General features: G+C 68.9%; 17 protein-coding genes. 2 read left to right on the top strand and 15 right to left on the bottom strand.

What is annotated here, in order from left to right; translation table 11 throughout:
- Window positions 1–275: 275 nt before the first annotated feature.
- The 8 genes from OO71_RS35835 to OO71_RS35800 all read right to left on the bottom strand — a co-directional run bounded on the left by OO71_RS35835 (window position 276) and on the right by OO71_RS35800 (window position 11,913).
- Window positions 276–3,023, bottom strand: a complete 2,748-nt coding sequence (locus OO71_RS35835) for an AfsR/SARP family transcriptional regulator (RefSeq protein WP_033294451.1) — start codon at window positions 3,021–3,023, stop codon at window positions 276–278.
- 364 nt (window positions 3,024–3,387) lie between these two features.
- A complete protein-coding gene (gene thpD, locus OO71_RS35830; protein ID WP_033294450.1) occupies window positions 3,388–4,290 on the bottom strand; it encodes an ectoine hydroxylase in 903 nt (300 codons plus the stop codon).
- 49 nt (window positions 4,291–4,339) lie between these two features.
- Entirely contained in the window at window positions 4,340–4,732 is a 393-nt protein-coding gene (locus OO71_RS35825; protein ID WP_033294449.1) for an ectoine synthase, read from the bottom strand.
- Between the two features lie 25 nt (window positions 4,733–4,757).
- The gene (ectB, locus tag OO71_RS35820) at window positions 4,758–6,011 is read right to left on the bottom strand and encodes a diaminobutyrate--2-oxoglutarate transaminase (RefSeq protein WP_033294448.1); all 1,254 of its coding nucleotides are present in this window, start codon (window positions 6,009–6,011) and stop codon (window positions 4,758–4,760) included.
- Window positions 6,012–6,029: 18 nt separating this feature from the next.
- The gene (gene ectA, locus OO71_RS35815) at window positions 6,030–6,548 is read right to left on the bottom strand and encodes a diaminobutyrate acetyltransferase (protein ID WP_033294447.1); all 519 of its coding nucleotides are present in this window, start codon (window positions 6,546–6,548) and stop codon (window positions 6,030–6,032) included.
- Between the two features lie 243 nt (window positions 6,549–6,791).
- Window positions 6,792–9,830 carry a patatin-like protein gene (locus OO71_RS35810; RefSeq protein ID WP_033294446.1) on the bottom strand — a complete coding sequence of 1,013 codons (3,039 nt, stop codon included), beginning with the start codon at window positions 9,828–9,830 and terminating at the stop codon, window positions 6,792–6,794.
- Between the two features lie 41 nt (window positions 9,831–9,871).
- Complete coding sequence (locus OO71_RS35805) at window positions 9,872–11,116, bottom strand: DUF445 domain-containing protein (RefSeq protein WP_033294445.1); 1,245 nt, start codon at window positions 11,114–11,116, stop codon at window positions 9,872–9,874.
- A gap of 5 nt (window positions 11,117–11,121) precedes the next feature.
- Window positions 11,122–11,913 carry an Abi-alpha family protein gene (locus tag OO71_RS35800; protein WP_033294444.1) on the bottom strand — a complete coding sequence of 264 codons (792 nt, stop codon included), beginning with the start codon at window positions 11,911–11,913 and terminating at the stop codon, window positions 11,122–11,124.
- 91 nt (window positions 11,914–12,004) lie between these two features.
- On the opposite strand from OO71_RS35800, the gene OO71_RS35795 reads away from it, so the two are divergent.
- Complete coding sequence (locus OO71_RS35795) at window positions 12,005–12,808, top strand: maleylpyruvate isomerase family mycothiol-dependent enzyme (protein WP_425388732.1); 804 nt, start codon at window positions 12,005–12,007, stop codon at window positions 12,806–12,808.
- Here OO71_RS35795 and OO71_RS35790 read toward each other — a convergent pair.
- The 4 genes from OO71_RS35790 to OO71_RS35775 are packed head-to-tail and all read right to left on the bottom strand — an operon-like array spanning window position 12,753 to window position 15,885.
- A complete protein-coding gene (locus tag OO71_RS35790; protein ID WP_033294442.1) occupies window positions 12,753–13,142 on the bottom strand; it encodes a LapA family protein in 390 nt (129 codons plus the stop codon). The genes OO71_RS35795 and OO71_RS35790 overlap by 56 nt on opposite strands.
- A 60-nt stretch (window positions 13,143–13,202) precedes the next feature.
- The gene (locus OO71_RS35785) at window positions 13,203–14,333 is read right to left on the bottom strand and encodes a dipeptidase (RefSeq protein ID WP_033294441.1); all 1,131 of its coding nucleotides are present in this window, start codon (window positions 14,331–14,333) and stop codon (window positions 13,203–13,205) included.
- Complete coding sequence (locus OO71_RS35780; protein ID WP_033294440.1) at window positions 14,330–14,938, bottom strand: alpha/beta hydrolase; 609 nt, start codon at window positions 14,936–14,938, stop codon at window positions 14,330–14,332. The genes OO71_RS35785 and OO71_RS35780 overlap by 4 nt, the downstream gene beginning before the upstream one ends.
- On the bottom strand, window positions 14,935–15,885 hold the full coding sequence (locus OO71_RS35775) for a ring-cleaving dioxygenase (protein WP_033294439.1): 951 nt from the start codon (window positions 15,883–15,885) through the stop codon (window positions 14,935–14,937). The genes OO71_RS35780 and OO71_RS35775 overlap by 4 nt, the downstream gene beginning before the upstream one ends.
- Window positions 15,886–15,966: 81 nt before the next feature.
- Here OO71_RS35775 and OO71_RS35770 point away from each other — a divergent pair, with 81 nt between their 5' ends.
- Window positions 15,967–16,419 carry a MarR family winged helix-turn-helix transcriptional regulator gene (locus OO71_RS35770; RefSeq protein ID WP_033294438.1) on the top strand — a complete coding sequence of 151 codons (453 nt, stop codon included), beginning with the start codon at window positions 15,967–15,969 and terminating at the stop codon, window positions 16,417–16,419.
- Window positions 16,420–16,708: 289 nt separating this feature from the next.
- Here the strand turns inward: OO71_RS35770 and OO71_RS35765 are convergent, their stop codons facing one another.
- From OO71_RS35765 to OO71_RS35755, 3 genes are all read right to left on the bottom strand, one after another.
- On the bottom strand, window positions 16,709–17,209 hold the full coding sequence (locus OO71_RS35765; protein WP_033294437.1) for an RNA polymerase sigma factor: 501 nt from the start codon (window positions 17,207–17,209) through the stop codon (window positions 16,709–16,711).
- Window positions 17,210–17,466: 257 nt separating this feature from the next.
- Window positions 17,467–18,321 (bottom strand): amidohydrolase family protein, encoded by an 855-nt coding sequence (locus OO71_RS35760; protein ID WP_033294436.1) that lies wholly within the window; start codon window positions 18,319–18,321, stop codon window positions 17,467–17,469.
- The gene (locus tag OO71_RS35755) at window positions 18,318–19,883 is read right to left on the bottom strand and encodes a benzoate-CoA ligase family protein (protein WP_033294435.1); all 1,566 of its coding nucleotides are present in this window, start codon (window positions 19,881–19,883) and stop codon (window positions 18,318–18,320) included. The genes OO71_RS35760 and OO71_RS35755 overlap by 4 nt, the downstream gene beginning before the upstream one ends.
- Window positions 19,884–19,892: the final 9 nt, after the last annotated feature.

Here is a 19,892-nt window from a genome sequence, read left to right as displayed (position 1 = left end):
GCAGGATCTGCACCGCGAACGTGCGCTGAGCCTGGCGGCCGGCCGGCCTAACCCCCATCTCGGCCGGCCAACCGCCGCGAACCGCTCCTGGCGGCTCTCCAAGCCCGCGGATCGCGACCGCGGACCCCGGCGCCGGCTTCCTCGCCTGCCCCTCCCCTAGGGCACCGCCGACGTTGCGGCCGACCCTACGCGCGGCAGCCCGCCCTTCGCTAAGAATCCGCTAAAGATCACTGTACCGCAGTGCTCTGACCTGCACAAATACGGCTGAACATTGTTCAAGAGAACGGCTCGGCGGCTTCCTTCCGCAGCTCCCCGAGACGGCGCGGGTTCATCCGCTCGTACAGCCCGATCGCCAGCTCGTACTCCTGCGCTGCCGGACCCGGTTCGTGCCTGGCCCGCAGAATCCGCGCCAGCGTGACCCGCAGGACGCCCTCCTGCAGCTCGAACTGCCGCGCGACGGCCAGCGAAACCGCCTCCCGCGCGTAACGCTCCGCAGTTTCCAGGTCACCGATGCCGAGGTGCAGCTCGGCGAGATTGTTCATGGACACCACGGCGTAGCTGTCGTCGCCGAGCGCGCGGTCGATCTCCAGCGAGGCCAGCTCGTGCGAAATGGCCTCGACCGGACGGCCGGCCCGCTTCTCCGTCTCGGCGCAGTTGTTGAGCGCCTGACCGCGCAGCTCGAGGTCGCCTTCGGTGTCCGCGGCGGCTTCCTGCAGCCGTTCGATGGCCTCGTCGTAGCGTCCGAGCAGGGTGAGCACGCTGCCGAGGTGGATCTTGGCCACGGTGAGCGACCGGGCGTCGAGCCCCGCGGCGAGCGCCACCGCGCGTTCGGCGTCGGCAAGGCAGCCGGGCGGAAGCTCGAAGGTGAGCGCGATGGCGCAGCGGGAAATCAGCATCCAGCACTGGCCGAGCGGTTCCCCGGCGGCTTCGGCCGCGGCGAGACCGAGGTCGACCAGCCGGGTCCATTCCTCGTACAGCGGGCAGACCACCCGGTAGGTATGCGCGACGCGGGCGAGCCGCCAGACGTCGCCGTACCGGCCCGCGGCATTCGCGGCGTCCAGCACGGCAAGCAGATTCGGCCATTCGGCCGCAAACCAATCCTGCGCCTGGTCGAACGTTTCCAGCGGCGGCAATTCCCCGGCCGGGAATGCACCGGTGAAATCGAGGGGGTCGACAATGCGCAGCATCTGCCGTCGTGCGGTGTCCGAAGCCGCCTGGTGATAGCGGACGGCCCGGTCGAGCACCGCGTTGCGCTCGGCTGGGTCCAGCTCGGTTTCCGCCAGCTCACGCAGGTAGAGCCGGACGAGGTCGTGCGGGGCGAACACGTCGCGCGCAGTCTCGGCAAGGAGGTTGTGCGCGGCCAGCGTGCGCAGTTCACGGCGGGCTTGCGCCACCGGGATTTCCGCGACTGCCGCCGCCAGATGCGGTCCGAAGTGCCTGCCGGGCATGGCCCCCAGCCGCAGCAGCGTGCCGGCCGGCCCGGCGGGCAGCCCGCGGAAGGACACGTCGAATGCGGCGCGTACGCCGTCGTCGGCACCGGGCACGTCCAGCCCGGTGAGCCGGGTGCGTTCGTTTCCCAGCTCCGCCACGAGATCGTTGACGGTCCACTGTGGACTCGCGGCCAGCCGGGCCCCGGCAATCCGCAGCGCGAGCGGGAGATAACCGCACAGCCGGGCCAGCGCGTGGTTGAGGTCGAAGTCGGCGGGACCGGCCAGCTCCTCGATCACCCGCACCGCGTCCTCGGGCGCGAGCGTGCCGAGCACCCGCAGCTTCGCCGCGTTCGACACCGCCAGCGATTCCAGCCGCGACCGGCTGGTGACCACCGTCATCGACCCGGCACCCGGCGGCAGCAGCGGACGCACCTGCTCGGCCGAACGCGCGTCGTCGAGCAGCACGAGCAGCCGCCGTCCGGCGATCAGCGAGCGGTACAGCGCCACGCGCTCGTGCGTCTTCTCCGGGACCTCGTCGGCAGGCACGCCGAGGCCGAGCAGGAACTGCGAAAGCAGGTCTCCCGGCTCCAGCGGCGCGTGCCGCGGGTCGAAACCGTGCAGCGCCGCGTACAGGACGCCGTCCGGGAACTGCCGGGCCGCGCGGTGCGCCCACCAGATCACCAGCGCGCTCTTGCCGACCCCGGCGGTACCGGACACGACGACCGTGCTGTCGCCGCCCTCCGCGAGCCCGTCGAGCCATTCGAGGTCCGCTTCCCGTCCGGCAAGCACCGGCAGCGCAGGCGGCAGCTGAGACGGCGTGGTGACCGGCCCGGCGGGCGCGGAGGTCCCGCGGACGGCGAGGTCGTCGTTCAGGATGCGCTCGTGCAGCCAGCGCAGGTCGGCGCCGGGTTCCACGCCGAGCGCGCGCAGCGTGGCCCGCGAAACGGTGCGGTACAGCTCGAGGGCTTCGCGGCGCCGTCCCGCGTGGTACAGCGCGTACATCAGCTGCGCCACGGTGCGTTCGGCGAGCGGGTCGGCCCGCACGATCGGGCTCAGCTCCACGATCAGCTCGTCGTACCTGCCGAGGTCGAGGTCGGCGTCGACGCGGGCGCGGTGGATGGCGTGCCGCAGTTCCTCCAATTCGGGCGCCCGCACCGAATCGGGCACTCCGGCGAGCGCCGGGCCGTGCCACAGCGCGAGTGCCTCGGCAAGCACCTCCGACGCCTGCTGCGACGGCGCGTACGTGGCGCGGTCGAGCAGCACCCGCGCGCGGTGCACGTCGATCCGGTCCGGCGCGAGGGCGAGCTGGTACCCGGGCGGGCTGGTGCGGATCTCGGCGACCGGTTCGGCCATCTCCCGCAGCATGCGGCGCAGCTGCGACACGTTGCCGTGCACGATGGTGCGGGCCGTGGCGGGCGGATCGTGGCCCCACAGCGCGTCGATGATCTCCTCGAGCGGCACCACCTTGCCCACCCGCAGCGCGAGCAGGGCCAGCAGGCCCTTGACCCCCGGGCCGCCGATCGGGACCGCCCTTGCGCCGTCGAGCAGCCGCACCGGGCCGAGCAGTTCGACCCGCGCGCCGGCATCGGCCATGCTCGCGCGCACCTCCCGGGCTCGTCCCCAGCCAGACTGGTCAACTTACGCCTCGCCCCGCGGGGACAGAAACCGCTCTTTCGTGGAAACCAGACGAGTCCGGCCCCGCACCATCAGTCCCGATCTGATGGTGCGGGGCCGGACTCGGTGATCCTCGGCCGGGCCGCCAGGGGGTGCGGTCCGCCCGGTTCTCGCGGCTGTCCGCCCGCGGTTCGGGGGGCTCACCCCGAGCGAAGAACCCGGACCAGCGCGGACAACCTCCCTCCGCGGAACGGGCTCCCGGCCCGCTGCGGAGTGGCGACAACGTAACAGGGCGCACATTCTCCGCTACCGGCGACCCGCCACATCGGGCTGGTGGTGCTCGTCACCGCCGGATCGGCGTGCTGTTGCGACCGGCGATGAACGACGGCCGCGGCTCGCTCGCCGCGAACGGCTCCCGCAGGGCGTTCTCCACGCTGTTGAACACCAGGAAGATGTTCGAGCGCGGGTACGGCGTGATGTTGTTCGACGAGCCGTGCATGATGTTCGAGTCGAACCACAGCGCCGAACCGGCCGACCCGGTGAACTGGTCGATGCCGTAGTCGGCGGCGAGCTTGGTGATGTCCTCCTCGGCGGGAACGCCGACGCGCTGGTCCTTGAGCGAGCTCTTGTAGTTGTGGTCCGGGGTTTCGCCGACGCACTGCACGAAGGTGCGCTGCGAACCCGGCATGACCATGAGCCCGCCGTTGAACGGGTAGTTGTCGGTGAGCGCGAGCGAGCAGCTCACCGCGCGCGGCGCCGGCATGCCGTCCTCGGCGTGCCAGGTCTCGAAGTCCGAGTGCCAGTAGAACCCGGTGCCCTTGAAGCCCGGCATGTAGTTGATCCGGCTCTGGTGGATGTAGACCTCGGAGCCGAGGATCTGCCGGGCCCGGTCGAGTACCCGCGGGTCGCGCACGAGCTCGGCGATGAGCTCGGAGATCTCGTGCACGTCGAAGATCGAGCGGACCTCGCCGGTCTTCGCCTCGGTGATCACGCGCTCGTCGGCGCGCAGCTCCTCGTCCGACGAGAGCCGGACGACCTCCTGCCAGTACGTCTGGACCTCACCGGGCGAGAGCAGTCCTTCGACGACGGTGAAGCCCCTGGCGTCGTGATTGGCCAGGGTGGCGGCGTCGATCGGGCCGTCGGCCTCGGTACCCCACACCGTGGGGTGCACGCGCGGAAGATGTTCCGGCGTACCGGTGATCCGGGTCGGGTAACCGTCGTCGACCCGGGTGTCCATGATCGTCACAGTGGCTCGCCTCCAGTTCTGCTGGCGTTTCTTTCCTCGTGGTGGTCGGTCAGTTCTCTTCGACGACGAGCGGGTAGACCCCGTTCTCGTCGTGCACCTCGCGCCCGGTGACCGGCGGGTTGAACACGCACACGCACTTGATCTCGGTCTTCGGCCGGACCTGGTGCTTGTCGTGGTCGTTCAGCAGGTACAGGGTGCCCGGCTTCAGCGGATAGACCTTGCCGGTGGCCAAATCTTCGATCTCGCCCTCCCCCGAGGTGATGAAGACCGCCTCGATGTGGTTGGCGTACCAGAAATCGCTCACCGTGCCCGCGTACAGCGTGGTCTCGTGCACCGAGAAACCGACGCCCTCCTTGGCGAGGATGATGCGCTTGCTGCGCCAGTTGGGCGTCTTGATGTCTGCTTCGGTGTCGGTGATCTCGTCGAGTGTGCGGACCAGCAACTCGGCTCCTCGGGTGCTCTCGGGGTTATTTGGTGAGGACTGCGGCGACCGAGTCGCCGATGATCTCCAGGCCCTCGCCGAGCTCGTCGTCGGTGAGGGTGAGCGGCGGCAGGAGCTTCATGACCTCGCTGTCCGGCCCCGACGTCTCCATCAGCAGCCCGCGGTCGAACGCCTCCTTGCAGACGGCGCCTGCCAGCTCGCCGTTCTCGAACTCGACGCCGCGCGCGAGGCCGCGGCCCTTCGCGGTGAGGTTCGCCTCCGGGTAGCTCTCCACGAGGTCCTTGAACGAGCTCGCGATGCGCTCGCCCTTGGCCTTGGTGGATTTCTCGAGCTCGTCGTCGCTCCAGTAGACGCGGATCGCCTCGGTGGCGGTGACGAACGCCGGGCTGATCCCGCGGAAGGTGCCGTTGTGCTCGCCCGGCTCCCACACGTCGAGCTCGGGCTTGATCAGCGTGAGCGCCATCGGCAGGCCGTACCCGCCGATGGACTTCGACAGGCACACGATGTCCGGCGTGATCCCGGCGTCCTCGAAGCTGAAGAACGGACCGGTACGGCCACAGCCCATCTGGACGTCGTCGAGGATCAGCAGGATATTGTGCCGCTTGCACAGGTCGTCGAGGCCCTTGAGCCATTCCAGCCGCGCGGCGTTGATCCCGCCCTCGCCCTGCACGCCCTCGACGATCACCGCGGCGGGCTCGTTGAGGCCACTGCCGGAGTCCTCCAGCAGCTTCTCGAAGTACATGAAGTCCGGCATCGCGCCGTCGAAGTACTTGTCGTACGGCATCGGCGTGGCGTGCACCAGCGGAATCCCCGCGGCGCCCCGCTTCATCGAGTTGCCGGTGACCGACAGCGCACCCAGCGTCATGCCGTGGAACGCGTTGGTGAAGTTGATGACCGATTCCTTGCCGGTGACCTTGCGCGCCAGCTTCAGCGCGGCCTCCACGGCATTGGCCCCGCCGGGACCAGGGAAGACGATCTTGTAGTCGAGGTCGCGCGGACCGAGGATCTTGTCGCGGAAGGTCTCGAGGAAGTCCCGCTTCGCGACCGTGTACATGTCCAGCGAATGGGTGACCCCGTCGCGCTGGAGGTAGTCGATCAGGGCCTTCTTCAGGTGCGGGTTGTTGTGCCCGTAGTTGAGCGCGCCGGCACCGGCGAAGAAGTCGAGGTAGGGCTTGCCGTCCTCGCGGTACAACCTGCTGCCCTGCGCCCGGTCGAAGACGACCGGCCACCCCCTGCTGTAACTGCGGACTTCCGATTCGAGCTCTTCGAAGATGCTCATGACGTTATTCTTTCGCTCCTACTCGGCGAAATTGACGGTTCCGGTACGGAGCAACGGCCCGATTCGATAAAGATCCTCGGCGGCATGCCCCTCCCCTTCGGGAAAATCGTCCGCAGCGAACAGTTCGCCACTCTCCAATGCGGCGTTCCAGCGCTTCGCAAACGAAGCGAAGAGCCGGATCGATGCTTCGTTGTCCGGCGTGATCGTGGTTTCCAGGTAGCGCACCCCATCGTCGACCAAGCGCGTGTACAGGCTGTCGAGCAGCTGCCCGGCCAGGCCTTTTCCCCGCTGCGAAGCGTCGACGGCGACCTGCCACACGAGCGCGGCATCCGGCTGCGCGGGCCTCCGGTAAGCAATGACGAATCCCACCGGTGCGCCGTCGACCCGGGCGACCACCGAAGTCTCCGCAAAATCCCGGCACCACAACAGGTACGCATACGGAGAGTTGAGATCGAGCTTCTGTGAATCGCGCGCGATTCGCCAGAGGGCAGCGCCATCGGCCTTGGTCGGCGATTCGATCAAGTGCTTTCCGGACATACCAAGGAAACGTAACAGAGAATTTTCCCGCCGCCAGCGATCCACGCCACGCCCACCGCCCTCACCAGGGGCGACGCGGATACCCCGGTGAGGAGTACCACAAACATGTTTGATCGGGTGAACATCTGGGCACGGCGTGCGCCTGGGCCGCACACCCGGTGTGCGCGACCTGTCACCCCCGACGATGAGCCACCACCGCCCGGTACGCAAGTCCGGACCCGCGGAAAAGCGTCCGACCAGCGGTTACCGGCGTTTCCCGCGGGTACCGCGCAGCCGCCGCCCGACGCCGGCGAGCGGGGTCCAGACCGCGGGCAGCACGAGCAACGCCACCACGGCCAGCCACCACAACGGCGCCTGTCCGCGCCGCCATCCGTCGACGATGGTGCCGAGCCAGCCGAACAACGGCTGCGCAATCGGCGGCAGGAAGGCAGCGAACAACAGGGCGGCGACCACCAGCACGCCGAGCACGGTCAGCACCATGCGCCAGGTACGCGGCAGCGTAAGCAGGCTCACCAGCAAGAACACGAGTGCGCCCGCGGCGATCGGCAGCCCGATCCACTGCAGGACCGGCCCGCCTTCCCCGCCGAGCACGAACCCGGCGACGGCCGTGATCGCCGCCGCGAGAACGTTCCACGGCCGCCCGAGCCGGGACGCGCCCTGCGTCACCCACCAGGCACTACGGCCGCCGAGCTGGGCGAACTTCGCGGCAGGCTGGAGGGATTTCGGCACCCGGGTCGCGGTCGCCGCCGCGTTGAGCCCGGCGGCGCTTGCCTTGACGATGGTTTTGGTGAGCAAGGTGGAGCCGAGTTCGCCCTCGAAGCGTTCGGCGGAAACACGGCAGGTCTGGAAGGCGCGTTGCGTGGTATCGGCAGCCGGGTTGGGGGCAACCTCGTTGGCCACAACCTGTTCGCCCCCAACGGATCCATTGTGGACAGTAGCGGCCGGGAGCGGGCGGGAAGCCATCAGCTTCCGGAAACTCTCCGAAGCCTTTCCGTTTCCTTCCTTGGCATCTTCCTCGGCCTGCTCCGCCAGTACCGGCAGTTCCTCCCGCGCGATCGTCAGCTGCCGGGCCTTCGCGAGCACCATGGCCGTGATCGGGAGGCTCGTCGGGATGTCGTCCCCGAATTCCACCGGCGACAGGTTCGCGTCCAGTCCGAGAAACGCGAGCTCCTCGCCCAGCTGCTCGGTGAGCCGGGTCAGCTCCGCCAGTTTCCCGTTGTCCGAGGGCGACGGCGGCTGCCAGCCCACCGCGAGGAAGGTGGCCTTGACCTCTGTCCGGAATTCCTCGCGGCCCACGATGTCCCGCAGCACGCGCAGGCGTTTCGGGTCGAGCAGGCACTGCACGAGCCATCCGGCGCCGTCGATCCGGCCCCACATCCAGTCGTTCGCGCGCCACGACGATTTGTAGAACGCCCCGAAGTTGTTCGCCTGCGTTCCGGTGAGCTTGGTGTGCCCGCGCGGCCGCGACAGGTCCAGCAACGTCCGGCTGTCGGCGCTCACCTGCACGAGATCCACGCGCTGGTCCACCGACGGCGCCTCGGCGAGCATGCCCCGCGTCGCCATGTGCAGCAGCAGCATCCGGGACATCAGGACCGGGTCCGCCACCTCCGGGTCGGTGAAGCCGAACCAGTCCAGCAACGTCGTCGCGGTGTCCGCCGCGTCCTTCGACCACTGGTTCTCCCGGCCCGCCAGCTCGCGCAGCGCCGGGACCGCCGACCGCAGCGCGGCAGTGAACTCCGGCCACGCCTCGCGGACCGCGTCCGACGCCCCGAGGTCGGCCCATTCCCGGGCGAGATGGCCGAGCCAGTCCGTCATGCTCGTCCCCGGCTCCGGCGGTTCGTGCCGGGCTACCCACGCGGACAGCCGCACGTCGCGCTCCGCGCTCCGGCGAGCCGCGTGCATCTGTGCGCGGGCCTCGTTGAGCTGCGCCGCCTGCGCCTGGTCCGGGCACATGTGGAAACCGGCGTTGACCAGCTGCAACCCGGTGGCGACGGCGTCGTCCAGCGCGGTCGTGCGGTACGCGACCATTTCGCCGACCGGGCACGATTCCCCCGGCGGCACGTCCGGCATGCCGTGCCGCAGCCCGTCCGCGGCGACGTCCTGCAGCCGGGCCGACAGCCCCGACGCCCACGCATCGTCCTCTTCGGACAGTGCGAACCGGCGGGTGACCGACCGGACGAGCTCAGCCGCGTCCTCGGCGACCCGGCGATCGAGGTACGCCCTCCGCACCCGGTCGTCCACCAGCTGCCCGCCGCGCAGGCCGAGCGACGCGAGCGCGACCCGCGTGTCCCGCGTGCGCGTGACGGAAGCGTTGTGCCGGTTCAGCTCCTCCAGCTCGGTACTGATGGTCTGGCTCATCACCGTGGACACGACCTTCGCCAGCGCCGAGCCGAGCATCGGCGGGTTCGCCGGATCGCACGGCAGCTGCTGGGCTTCGCCGTCGACGGTCGGCACCACGTACAGCAGCAGCCGCCGCACGTCCGCAGTGGACGGCCGCTCGAAGATCTCCCGCAACGCCGGGCGCAGCGGCTTGTTCACGAGCACGCCACCGTCGGCGAGCCAATGCGAACGCACCAACTCGGTGTATTCGGTCATGTCCGGATGCATCCGGTCGGCCGCGTCCGGGCCGATCGGCAGCCGGGACAGTTCGAAGGCGCCCGGGAACGACGCGCTCGACCGGGCCGCGAGCGCGAGCGGGCCGTGTACCTGGTTGTTCCACAGTGGACCTTCGAAGCGGAACAGCATGCGGTGTTCGGTGTCGCGCACCAGGTTTCCGAGCGCGTCGTCGTACCGCGTGGTCTCGCCGTCGATCATGGTGCCGGTGAGCAGCACGGTGACGTCCGGCGGCTCGGTGGGTACGACGCCCGCGCCGGTGATGTCGTGCATGGCTTGGTCCAGACCACCGAGCAGCACCCGGTCGCCGTCGAGCAACGAACGCGGCTGCACCTCGTTCGGGTCGCGGATCAGGTTCTCCAGCGACCCGGCGGTGAACCAGGTGTCGCGCAGCACCGAGGGCGTCGACCGGTACGCCTCGGCCAGCCCGAGGCACGCCGCGTTGATGCCGCCCGCGCTGGTGCCGGTGAGCACATCGAGCCGCACCGTCGAACGCAGCAGGTCGAGCACTTTCCGGTACCCGCTCCGGTCGTCCGGAGTGCGCGACGCGTGCAGCAGCGCCGACGTCTCGGTGGCGACTCCCCCCATCCACACTGCCAGGCTGGACCCCCCGACCATGGCCATGGCGATCCGGATTTCCTGCGGCCACGGCACCGCCGATTCACCCATGGCGGTCAGTGTCCCGGCCCGCCCCGGCCGACCACAAGAGGTCAGGCGGCTAGATGTTCCAGCAGCAGGACCTGTCCCTCACCGACGGCGAAGCCGAGCACCGCGCCGGTCGCGATCAGGATCCACTCGTCCTGCTGGAACGCCGGGCGCAGCAGCTGCTCGAACTCCTGCGGCGAGAGCTCCTTCATCTTGCCGACCAGCACATTCCGGATGTCCATCGCGTCGGTGGCGTAGTCCTCGATGTACCGCATGGTGTCCGGCAGCCGGGCCATGATCTGTTCCGAGATGGCGAACTTCATGTCCTGGTAGCGGCGGCTGCCGATGGCGAACACCAGCAACGGTTTGGCCACGTTCGCCGCCCGGCCCAGTTCGCGGTCCAGCTGCCGCTGGATGAGCGCGAGCACCCGGTCGGACAGCGGCCCGCGCAGCACCGCCTCGATCACGTTGTGCGGCGTGATGATCTCCTTGGCGATCAGCTCGCCGTAGGCCTCGGCGACCTCGGCACGGCGTTTGAGGAAGAGCCCCTGCCACGTGACGCCGAAGTATTTCTTCGGTTCCAGCGGGTAGAAAATCATCCGCAGCGCGAGCCAGTCGGTGAACCATCCCGTGAAGAGGCCGAAGAGCGGCATGATCAACGGGAACTTGAAGAGGACCCACGCGACCATCTGGATCACGCCGATCATCCCGCCGAACACCAGCCCGGAACGCGCGATGAACTTGAACTCCTCCGCGCCTGCTTCCTGGAAGATCCGGTTGAGCAGGCGCTTGTCCTTCACGAGACTGGTGACGACCATGCCCTTGAGGTCGAACACACTGTCCACATCGGACTGGATGAGCTCGAGCACGGCCTTGACCATGCGCGGCGATTCGGCTTGTACGCGCTGGATCACGAGCCGCTGCACGCCGACCGGCAGCGACTCCCACAGCCCCGGCTGATAGTTCCCGGCCACCTCACGCACGATGTCCTCGACGGCCGCGAGCAGCGGTTTTTCGATCTCCTTCGCGATCCGATCGGCGTCGAGGCGGGCGACGACCTCGGCCGGTTTGATCAGCTGCTCGGTCATCGTGTCGCAGGCAATGCTGGCCATCCGCGCGGCCCGTTTGGGGACGATGCCCTGCCAGCCGAGGAAGGGCTTGATCCCGATGAACTCGACCGGCTGGAACATCATCCGGATCGCGACCAGCTTGGTGCCGTACCCGATCAGCGCGGCGACGACCGGAATCGAGACATAGAGCGGCCAGTGGCGGACGAAGTCGTCGAGGAGGTTCGAGGCGAACTCGCCCATCGCATTCAGCCGAGGCTCGGGTCGCAGGCCTGCCAGAACTGCGCGCCGAGCCGCGAGATGTGGATGGTGCGCCGGATGATCTTGGTCCGCTTCACCTGCTTCTCCACCTCGCGGATCGATTCGTCGGTCAGCAGGATCTCGTACTGCGTCTCGAGCGCGGGGACCTCCTCGTCGAGTTCGACCAGTCCGAGCCCGATCAGCCGGGTCACGTAGCCGGGCACCTGGTCCGGCAGCGACACCCCGGCCGTTTTGCCCACTGTGGACGCATTGCGCAGCACGATCCGGCCGGTGCCGCCCATCGAGGTGCGCTCGGCGACGTCGATGGCGGGGAACGGCGAGCCGTCGGACAGTGCGGAGAGGATGCGGGCCTCATCGGGGGTGAGCTGACGCAGGATGATCGCGTACAGGTACTCGCGGGCCCGTTCGCGGCCGAAGCCGATGGAGTGGTTGAGCAGTTCGGCCATCGCCGCGCGCAGCGGTTCGATGTGATCGCGCGCGGGGATCAGCGTCACGGTCGCCTCGACCGTACGGCTGCCGGGGACGGCCCGGTTCATCGCGGACGCGGCGGTGAGGGCGGCGTGGTACGGGTCGTCGACCTCGTCGAGGCGGCGGCGCAGCTCGCTCAGCAGACCGCGTTCGACCTGCTTGAGGCTGCGTTCGGCGGTGTCGACGCCGGGCAGCTTGCGGGTCAGCTCGAAGCCGGTACGCGCGGCCCATCCGGCCAGCTTGCCTGCCCGGCGAGCCAGGTTGGCCACGTCCTCGGCGGTGGCCCGGCCGTTCGGTCGCTCGTAGTCCACGGGCGTGCTCCCCTCACTGTTCGCGCTGATGCTACCTGCGAGTAGGCGGGACGGCGCTGTGATGGTTGCGGCCCGGTGTTGGATGGCCCGCATGACCGCGCCGCCGATCGACGTGCTGCCCCTGCTCGCCCGCGAGGAACAGGCGCTGATCGGGGTCCTCGCCGACCTCGGCGCGCAGGATTGGACGGCGCCGACGGAGGCCGGATGGCCGGTGCACGACCTCACCGCGCATGTCCTGGGCACCAAGCTCGGGCGCCTGTCCCGCGATCGCGACGGCCATGTTCCGGAAGCCGCCCTCGGGTTCGGTGCGGAGTGGGTGACGGCGTTGCGGCAGCTGTCGCCGGAGGTGCTGTTCGCGATGTTCGTGGACAGCACGACGCAGCTCACTGACCTGTGGAAACACCGCGATCTCGAGGAGTCGGACGGCTGGCTCACCGTCGCGCGCGACTACGCCGAACACTGGGTACACCAGCAGCAGATCCGCGCGGCCGTGGGCGCTCCGCCGCTGGACGATGCGGAGTTCCGTACGCCGGTGGTGGACACACTCCTGCGCCCGCTACCGCACGCCCTGCCGTCGGCGCGGCCCGGCCGTCAGGTGGCCTGCACGGTGGAAGGCGCGGGCCGCTGGACCATTCGGGCGACACCCACCGGCTGGTCCATCGAGCGCGGCGCAGCTTCGTCGCGCTCGCCGCTCGCTTCGATGACCACCGACGCGGATGCGTTCTGGCGGCTCTGCACAGGCACGCTGGCCCCGGCGGAGACGGCCGCGCGCGTGCAGGTCAGCGGGGACCCCGCGGTGTGCGAGGTCCTGCTGGGCCTGCGGTCTCGCGACTGCTCGCTCACTTCCGCCGGCGTGCCTGCTTCCGCAACTGCAGGATCCGCGCACCGCCGATGAGGGCGACCAGCGCGGCACCGGCAATCGCGGCGAACAGCATCGCCACGGCCAGCGGCATGCTGCCGGAAATGCCGAGGAAGTGCACGGTCGCCGTGTCCAGGTTCTGCAGGATGAAGATCAGCAGGAACACCAGCACAACGATCGCCACGACCACGGCGATCCAGGTACCGCTGATGCGGGTGGGTTTGACCTTGGCTTTGCCACCAGGGACAGGCGGAACAGGCGGGGCAGGTTCGCCGGCGGGTTCGAGCGCGCCGGGCACCTCGGCGCCCGGCGCCTCGGGGATCTCCGATTTCGCGGCCCCGGTGGGGTCGTCGTTTCGCGCATGGGACATGTCGTGATTGTCCGCCCACCGGCCGTGATCCGCGATCTCAAATCGGACCCGGATGGCTGGTCATCCCGCGGTGCCGGCCTCGCGCAGCACCCGCAGCGTGTTCCGGCCGGCGAGTTTCGCGCAGTCCTCGTCGCTCCAGCCGCGTTCCATCAGGGCCGCGAACAGCACCGGGTACTTCGAAACATCCTCCAGGCCTTCGGGCAGCGCGCCGACGCCGTCGTAGTCGCCGCCGAGCCCGAGATGGTCGATTCCGGCGACCTCGCGGGCGTGCTCGAGGTGCGCGACGACGTCGGCGATCGTGGCCTTCGGCTTGGGCGGCGCGTCCCAGGTTTCGGCAAAGCGGCCGCGCTGGCCGAGGTCGAGGAACTCCTGCCCGGCGGCCTCCATCGCGACCCTGAGCTGGTCGTCCCACGCGGTGACCGCGGCCGAGATGAACGCGGGTACGAACGTGATCATCGCGACGCCGCCGTTGCCGGGCAGCTGGGCGAGGACGTCGTCGGGGATGTTGCGAGGATGGTCGTTCACCGCGCGGCACGACGAGTGGCTGAAGATCACCGGCGCGGTGGACACGTCGAGCGCGGCCCGCATCGTGCTCGGCGCGACGTGCGAGAGGTCGACGAGCATGCCGATCCGGTTCATCTCCCGCACGACGTCGCGGCCGAACTCGGTGAGCCCGTTATGCTCCGGTTTGTCGGTTCCGGAGTCGGCCCAGGTGGTGTTGAAGTTGTGGGTCAGCGTCAGGTACCGGACGCCGAGGCGGCGCAGAATCCGCAGTACGCCAAGGGATTCGGCAATGCTGTGCCCGCCTTCGGCGCCGAGCAGCGACGCGATCCGGCCGTCGGCGAAGGCAGCCTCGGCCTCGTCGGCGGTGGTCACCAGCCGCAGCCGATCCGGGTAACGCTCGGCGAGCTGGTGGACCACCTCGATCTGCTCGAGCACCGCGGTGACCGCGCTGTCGCCCTTGAACTCGCACGGCACGTACACCGACCAGAACTGCAGGCCCAGCTTGCCTTCGGCGAGCTTCGGGAAGTCGGTGTGCAGGCTCGGCTGCGACACGGTGAGGTCCACTGCGGCGACGGCGTCGACCGGGTTCGGACCGGCTTTGACCCGTAGTGCCCAGGGCAGGTCGTTGTGGCCGTCGGCGAGGAGGGTGGTGGCGAGCAGGTCGTGCGCGCGGGTCAGGTCGGTCATCCCTCGACCCTAGCGAGCCACTCGCGGGCTGCGTTCGCTCCTTCCACGGTCACTTGGTGCCCGCCCGGCCACCGGTGGTTGACCACGTCGGCGTGCCGGTCGCGGAGTTGCCGCACGAGGTGGTCGGCGGCGGGGAGCGGGGCCATCGGGTCGCGTTCGCCGTTGGACAGGAAGACGCGGGTGCCGGTGAGGTCGTGCGCGGGCGGTTGGGGTAACGGAGACATGGCGGAGAACAACGCGGCTTCGCGCAGTGCGTCCGGCCGGAGAAGCGTTACTGCGGCAGCGATGTTGGCCCCGTTCGAGAATCCGACGGCCACCATTCTTCTTTCTATGCAGTATTTTTCCCGGGCAACTTGAAGGAAATCGGCGAGCTGGTTGGCTCTTTCCTCAACGTCCGCGTGGTCGAACACACCCTCGGCGAGGCGGCGAAACCACCGTGCCGCACCGTTTTCCGACACCGGACCCACCGGCGCGAGCGTGGCCGAACCGGGGCTGAGCTCGTGGGCGAGGCCCAGCAGGTCGTCCGGGCTGCCGCCGGTTCCGTGCAGCAGAAGGAGAACCGGGCGAGCCGGGTCACCCTCGGTGTACTGATGGTCGAAGGTCATGCCTGCTCCGGGTTGTTTTCCGTTGGCAGCTTAAGTTTCGGCAGCAGGTGCTCGATCTCGTCGCGACGAGGTTCCAGCCACGGCGGCAGTTTCAGCGCGCGGCCGAGTTCGAGGAGGGGTTCGTCGATCGCGAAGCCGGGGGCGTCGGTGGCCACTTCGAGCAGCGTACCGCCGGGTTCGCGGAAGTAGATCGAACGGAAGTACTGCCGGTCGAGGATCGACGTGACCCGTACGCCTTGGTCCAGGAGCTCGTCGCGCCAGGCGGCCTGAGTCGGCTCGTCGGGCGCCCGCCAGGCGACGTGGTGGACCGTGCCGGTGGCGACCTGGCCGCGGGGCGCGTCCGGGGTGACGAGCACGTCGGCGAACGCCCCCGGCCCGCCTTCACCGGCCTGGAACCGGATGCGGTTGCCGTCCTGGCTGTGGAAGGTCAGCCCGAGGCCGCCGGTGAACAGGTCCGCCGTCGCGTCCTCTTTGGACACTGACAGGGTCACGGAATGCAGGCCCCGGATGGCATTCTCGGCCGGGACGAGCTTGGTGTCCCACGGATCGCGCGGATCGCCCTGCGGATGCGCGACGAGGGCGAGCTGCAGGCCGTCGGGATCGCGGAAAGTGAGGGAGCGGTCGTCGACGGTGGTCTCGACACCGTGGTCGGAGAGGTGCTGTTTCCACCAGCCGAGGGAGGCTTCGGGAATGGAAAACGCAGTGGTGGTCGCTTGCCCGGTGCCGATCCGCCCGGCGGGGGCGTCGGGCCAGGGGAAGAAGGTCATCAGCGAGCCGGGTTTGCCGGAGGCGTCACCGTAGTAGAGGTGGTAGGTACCGGGGTCGTCGAAGTTGACTGTGGTCTTCACCAGCCGCAGGCCGAGCGTGCGGAGGTAGAAGTCGGCATTGCGCTGCGGGTCGCCACCGATCGCGGTGACGTGGTGAAGCCCGCTGGTCCGGACGGTCATGGCCGTACTCCTTTCGAATGTCCGGATAACCTCTCGCGCGGAAGATGTATTCCCGAGAGATTGTACGGTAGGCTCCCGCGGGTGACCCCGGATCCGCACACGGACGACGACGAGATCGTGACCTGGTGGGGCCTGGTGATCGAGGGTTACCTCGCCACGCAGGCCAAGCTGATGGGCGAGATCGCCGAGAGGTTCGGCCTGGCACCCGCGTCGTTCGACATCCTGCTGCGCCTGGTGCGGTCGGCGGACCACCGCATGCCGATGACCAGGTTGGCGACGGAAGCAGCCCTGTCGAGCGGCGGTTTCACGAAGGTGGCCGACCGCCTGGTGGCCGCGGACCTCATCCGGCGAATCCCAAGCCCGGACGACCGCCGGGTCACGTTCGCGGCACTGACGGACCACGGGTTGGAAGTGGCGGTCAAGGCACGGTCGGCATGCGCGGACATCCTGCGGCGCATCGTGCTGACGCCGCTGGGAGAGGACGCGGCGGGGCTGGCGGAGGCAATGCGAACCCTGCGATCGGTGAACGGATAGGTGGTGCCGGGCGCTGTGGTGGCGGGCTTCGCGGTGCCGGGCGCTGTGGCGCCGGGCTCCGCGGTGCCGGGCGCTGTGGCGCCGGGCGCTGTGGCGCCGGGCTCCGCGGTGCCGGGCGCTGTGGCGCCGGGCTCCGCGGTGCCGGGCGCTGTGGTGGCGGGCGCTGTGGTGGCGGGCGCTGTGGTGGCGGGCGCTGTGGTGGCGGGCTTCGCAGGATGCCCACCACCAGGACCGCATCCCAACTCCAGCAGGCACCCACCACCAGCACGGCACCCACCAGCCACGCCTGTCATGGATAACTGAACCCCTGAGATTCCAGCTTCCGCCGAAGTGCCTCCAGACACCGCTGCCGGGTCTTCGCCACACTGGCTGGCGATATCCCCAGCTCAGCGGCCAATTCGTGGCGCCGCAGCTCCGGGTAATAAGCCAGCAGCACCATCATCCGCCGGTGGCGTTCCGGGAATGTCGCCACTGCGCGCCACAAAGCTGCAGCCAACTCACCCGTCAGGGTGTGCTCCTCCGGGGAATCCTCGAGCTCGCGAGCATCCTCCGGCACGTCACCGGTCACCACTCGCGTGCGGCGGTCGGCTTCCCGGAGTGCGTGCCGCCGGGCGACTGTCGTCAGCCAGCCTGCCAAGCGCGTCTCGTCGCGCAGTGCCGGCGGGCGCGCCAGGAAATCGACCCACGCCGACTGGCACGCATCGTCTGCGTCGCCCCGAAGGCCCGCGTTCGCCCCGACGATCCCCACCATCCGAGCCGACAAACGGCGCACTTCGTCCTCGTCCGGCATTCCCGGCTCCCTTCCCGAAACGGTCGGGAAGGCAGACGGGCATCCGGGCCCGGAGGATCCCCCTGAGCAGCACGAACGCCGAAACGAGTGATCAACTTGGCCAGGTGTATCCGCGGACCCGCCAAGCGCACCTGCCGATAGCTCCGAGCCGAATCGGGGACAACAGACCGGCCACAGAAGGGGCGCGTCCGATGCACAGCGGGCTCCCCAACGGATCCCGGGACCGGCAGAGAGCCGATGGAGACCGGCTGAGCGGCTCAGCGCAACCCTGGCATCAACCGCAGCGCGTTACCCGACAGGACCCCATCCAGGACCTCCTCCGGTAAACCCAGATCGGCCACCGCTCGGACGTTCGCCGCCGTTCCCGGGATTCCCGGCCAATCCGTGCCGAAAATCCATTTCCGCGCCAGCCGTACCAGGTCGAAGCGCGCGTAGTATTCCGGGAGTTTCTTCGGTGGCAGCCCGGCCAGATCCAGCCACACGTTCGGGCGGGACTGGGCCATGAAAGCCGCCACGTCGTACCACCAGCCGCGGCCGCCGTGGGCAAACACGAAATTCACCGACGGGAAGTCTTCGACCACATCGGACAGCAACGCCGGGTCTCCGAAACTCGCCCGCGCGCCAGGGAAAATCGACAGTCCGGAGTGGAGGATCACCGGGATCCCGCGCTCGGCGCACAGGTCGTATACGGGATACAACTCCTTGTCCGCGGGAGAAAACGCGCCGTGTACCGGATGGATTTTCAACGCCACCGCACCCAGCGAGAGCTGCCGCGAAACCTCGTCCCGCAACGGATGGTGCAAATGCGGATTCACGTTGGCCACCAAGCGAAACCGCTCCGGATTGTATTCGACCAGCGGCAGATTGTCCTCGATCGGCTGAATGCCAGTAGCGCGCGGGCTGTACTCACAAAACAGCAAAACCCGGTCGACACCCTCGCGCGCCATCAGGTCGTCCATTGCCGACGGCACCACCGAACCCTCGGCATCATAAACCGTCCGCCACGGATATTCCCCGGCGAAATCCCGCGCCCATTCCAGCCACGACGATTTCAACGTGGGCAACCGCGGCGTGTGTACGTGGGCGTCCACCACGAAATGGTCATCGATCATGATTGCGGTTGCGGTACGAGCAGCGAATCGCGCACCATTTCGCGGATCACGTTACGCCGGATCTTCCCGGTGGCCGTCTTCGGCAGCTCGGCCATTTCCACCACCCCGCGCGGACGTTTGAACGCCGCCAGCCCGGCCCGGCAGAACTCGATCAGCTCGTCCGCGTCCACAGTGGCCGATGGCGCCGCGACCACGCACGCCACCGGTTTGTCCAGCCCGTCCTCGTCCGGCGCGGCGACCACCGCCACCTCGGCCACCGACGGATGCTGCAGCAATCGTTCCTCCACTTCGGACGGTGACACCCAGATCCCGCCTGCCTTCAGCATGTCCCCGAACCGGCCGAGACACGTATAGGTCCCGTCGGAGTTGAGCACGTAACTGTCGCCGGTCCGCAGCCACTGGCCCTGGAAAACCTGTTTCGTGGTCTCATAACGCGCCCAGTACCCCATTGCCGTGGACGGCCCGGAAACGAACAGCTCACCCGGCGTACCCGCGGCCGAAATCACCGCACCCTGTTCGTCCCGGATTTCCAAGGAATACCCCGGAACCGCGACCCCGGTGCTTCCCGGACGTACCGCACCCGGCCGGTTGGACAGGAAAATGTGCAAGGCCTCCGTCGACCCGATCCCGTCGAGAATCTCCACCCCGAACCGGTCGCGGAACCGCGTGAAAAGCGCCGCGGGCAACGGTTCCCCGGCCGAAATCGCATACCGCACCGAGGAAAACGCGTCGTCCGGGACATCGCTGGCCAGCAACGCGGCGTAGAACGTGGGTACCCCGAAGAACAACGTCGGCTGATCCGCGAGCGCCCGCGCGGCAATGATCGCCGGGGTCGGCCGAGCTGGTTCCAGGAGCGTCGTCCCTCCACAAGAGAGCGGGAAGAACGCCGAATTCCCCAGCCCGTAAGCAAAAAACAGCTTGGGCACCGACAGGAACCGGTCCGCGGCCACCACGCCCAAGACCTTCTCGGCGTAAGTAGCGCAAACCGCACGGATACTCGCGTGCCGGTGCATCGCGCCCTTCGGCTGCCCGGTGGTCCCCGACGTGTACAGCCACAGCGCCGGAGAATCCTCCCAGGTAAGGGAAGTCACCGGATCGTCCGAAGTGGACAGTTCGGTCCACCGATGCGCCCGCACCCCCGCCGGGAACTCCGCCGGGTCTGCGCGATCGAGCACGACGTCGGTCACCTCGGGCGCGCCGGTCAGCGCGGCCGCCGCCTGCCCCGAGAACTCCCCGGACACGCACAGCACCCGCGCCCGCGAATCGGCGAGCACGCGGCCCAGTTCCAGCCCGGTGACCATGGTCGACACCGGCACCGCGACGGCACCGGCCAGCATCGCGCCGAGGATGCCGCTCAGCAGCTCGACGTCGTCGACCATGCAGAACATCACCCGCTCCTCCGGGCGCACGCCGAGCGCGCGCAGCCCGGCCGCGACCCGGTGGGCCTCGGTGGCGAGTTCGGCGTAGCTGAGCGTGCGGCGCGGGGACACGACCGCGAGCGCGTCCGGTCTTCCCTGGCCGAGCAGGTACTCCGCGGCGTTGAAGCTCCCGGGAACGGTCATCGGTGCTCC

This window comes from Amycolatopsis jejuensis (assembly GCF_000717335.1).
Taxonomy (GTDB): domain Bacteria; phylum Actinomycetota; class Actinomycetes; order Mycobacteriales; family Pseudonocardiaceae; genus Amycolatopsis; species Amycolatopsis jejuensis.
This window is presented reverse-complemented; position numbering and strand designations above follow the sequence as displayed.

Bases quoted from the DNA above. Each gene is read 5' to 3' on its own strand.
- OO71_RS35760 (WP_033294436.1), bottom strand. From the start codon at position 18,321: ATGATCGATGACCATTTCGTGGTGGACGCCCACGTACACACGCCGCGG.
- OO71_RS35780 (WP_033294440.1), bottom strand. From the start codon at position 14,938: ATGACCTTCGACCATCAGTACACCGAGGGTGACCCGGCTCGCCCGGTT.
- ectA (WP_033294447.1), bottom strand. From the start codon at position 6,548: ATGTCCGGAAAGCACTTGATCGAATCGCCGACCAAGGCCGATGGCGCT.
- OO71_RS35790 (WP_033294442.1), bottom strand. From the start codon at position 13,142: ATGTCCCATGCGCGAAACGACGACCCCACCGGGGCCGCGAAATCGGAG.
- OO71_RS35775 (WP_033294439.1), bottom strand. From the start codon at position 15,885: ATGACCGTCCGGACCAGCGGGCTTCACCACGTCACCGCGATCGGTGGC.
- OO71_RS35835 (WP_033294451.1), bottom strand. From the start codon at position 3,023: ATGGCCGATGCCGGCGCGCGGGTCGAACTGCTCGGCCCGGTGCGGCTG.
- OO71_RS35785 (WP_033294441.1), bottom strand. From the start codon at position 14,333: ATGACCGACCTGACCCGCGCGCACGACCTGCTCGCCACCACCCTCCTC.
- ectB (WP_033294448.1), bottom strand. From the start codon at position 6,011: ATGAGCATCTTCGAAGAGCTCGAATCGGAAGTCCGCAGTTACAGCAGG.
- OO71_RS35765 (WP_033294437.1), bottom strand. From the start codon at position 17,209: ATGCCGGACGAGGACGAAGTGCGCCGTTTGTCGGCTCGGATGGTGGGG.
- OO71_RS35795 (WP_425388732.1), top strand. From the start codon at position 12,005: ATGACCGCGCCGCCGATCGACGTGCTGCCCCTGCTCGCCCGCGAGGAA.
- OO71_RS35810 (WP_033294446.1), bottom strand. From the start codon at position 9,830: ATGGGTGAATCGGCGGTGCCGTGGCCGCAGGAAATCCGGATCGCCATG.
- OO71_RS35755 (WP_033294435.1), bottom strand. From the start codon at position 19,883: ATGACCGTTCCCGGGAGCTTCAACGCCGCGGAGTACCTGCTCGGCCAG.
- OO71_RS35805 (WP_033294445.1), bottom strand. From the start codon at position 11,116: ATGGGCGAGTTCGCCTCGAACCTCCTCGACGACTTCGTCCGCCACTGG.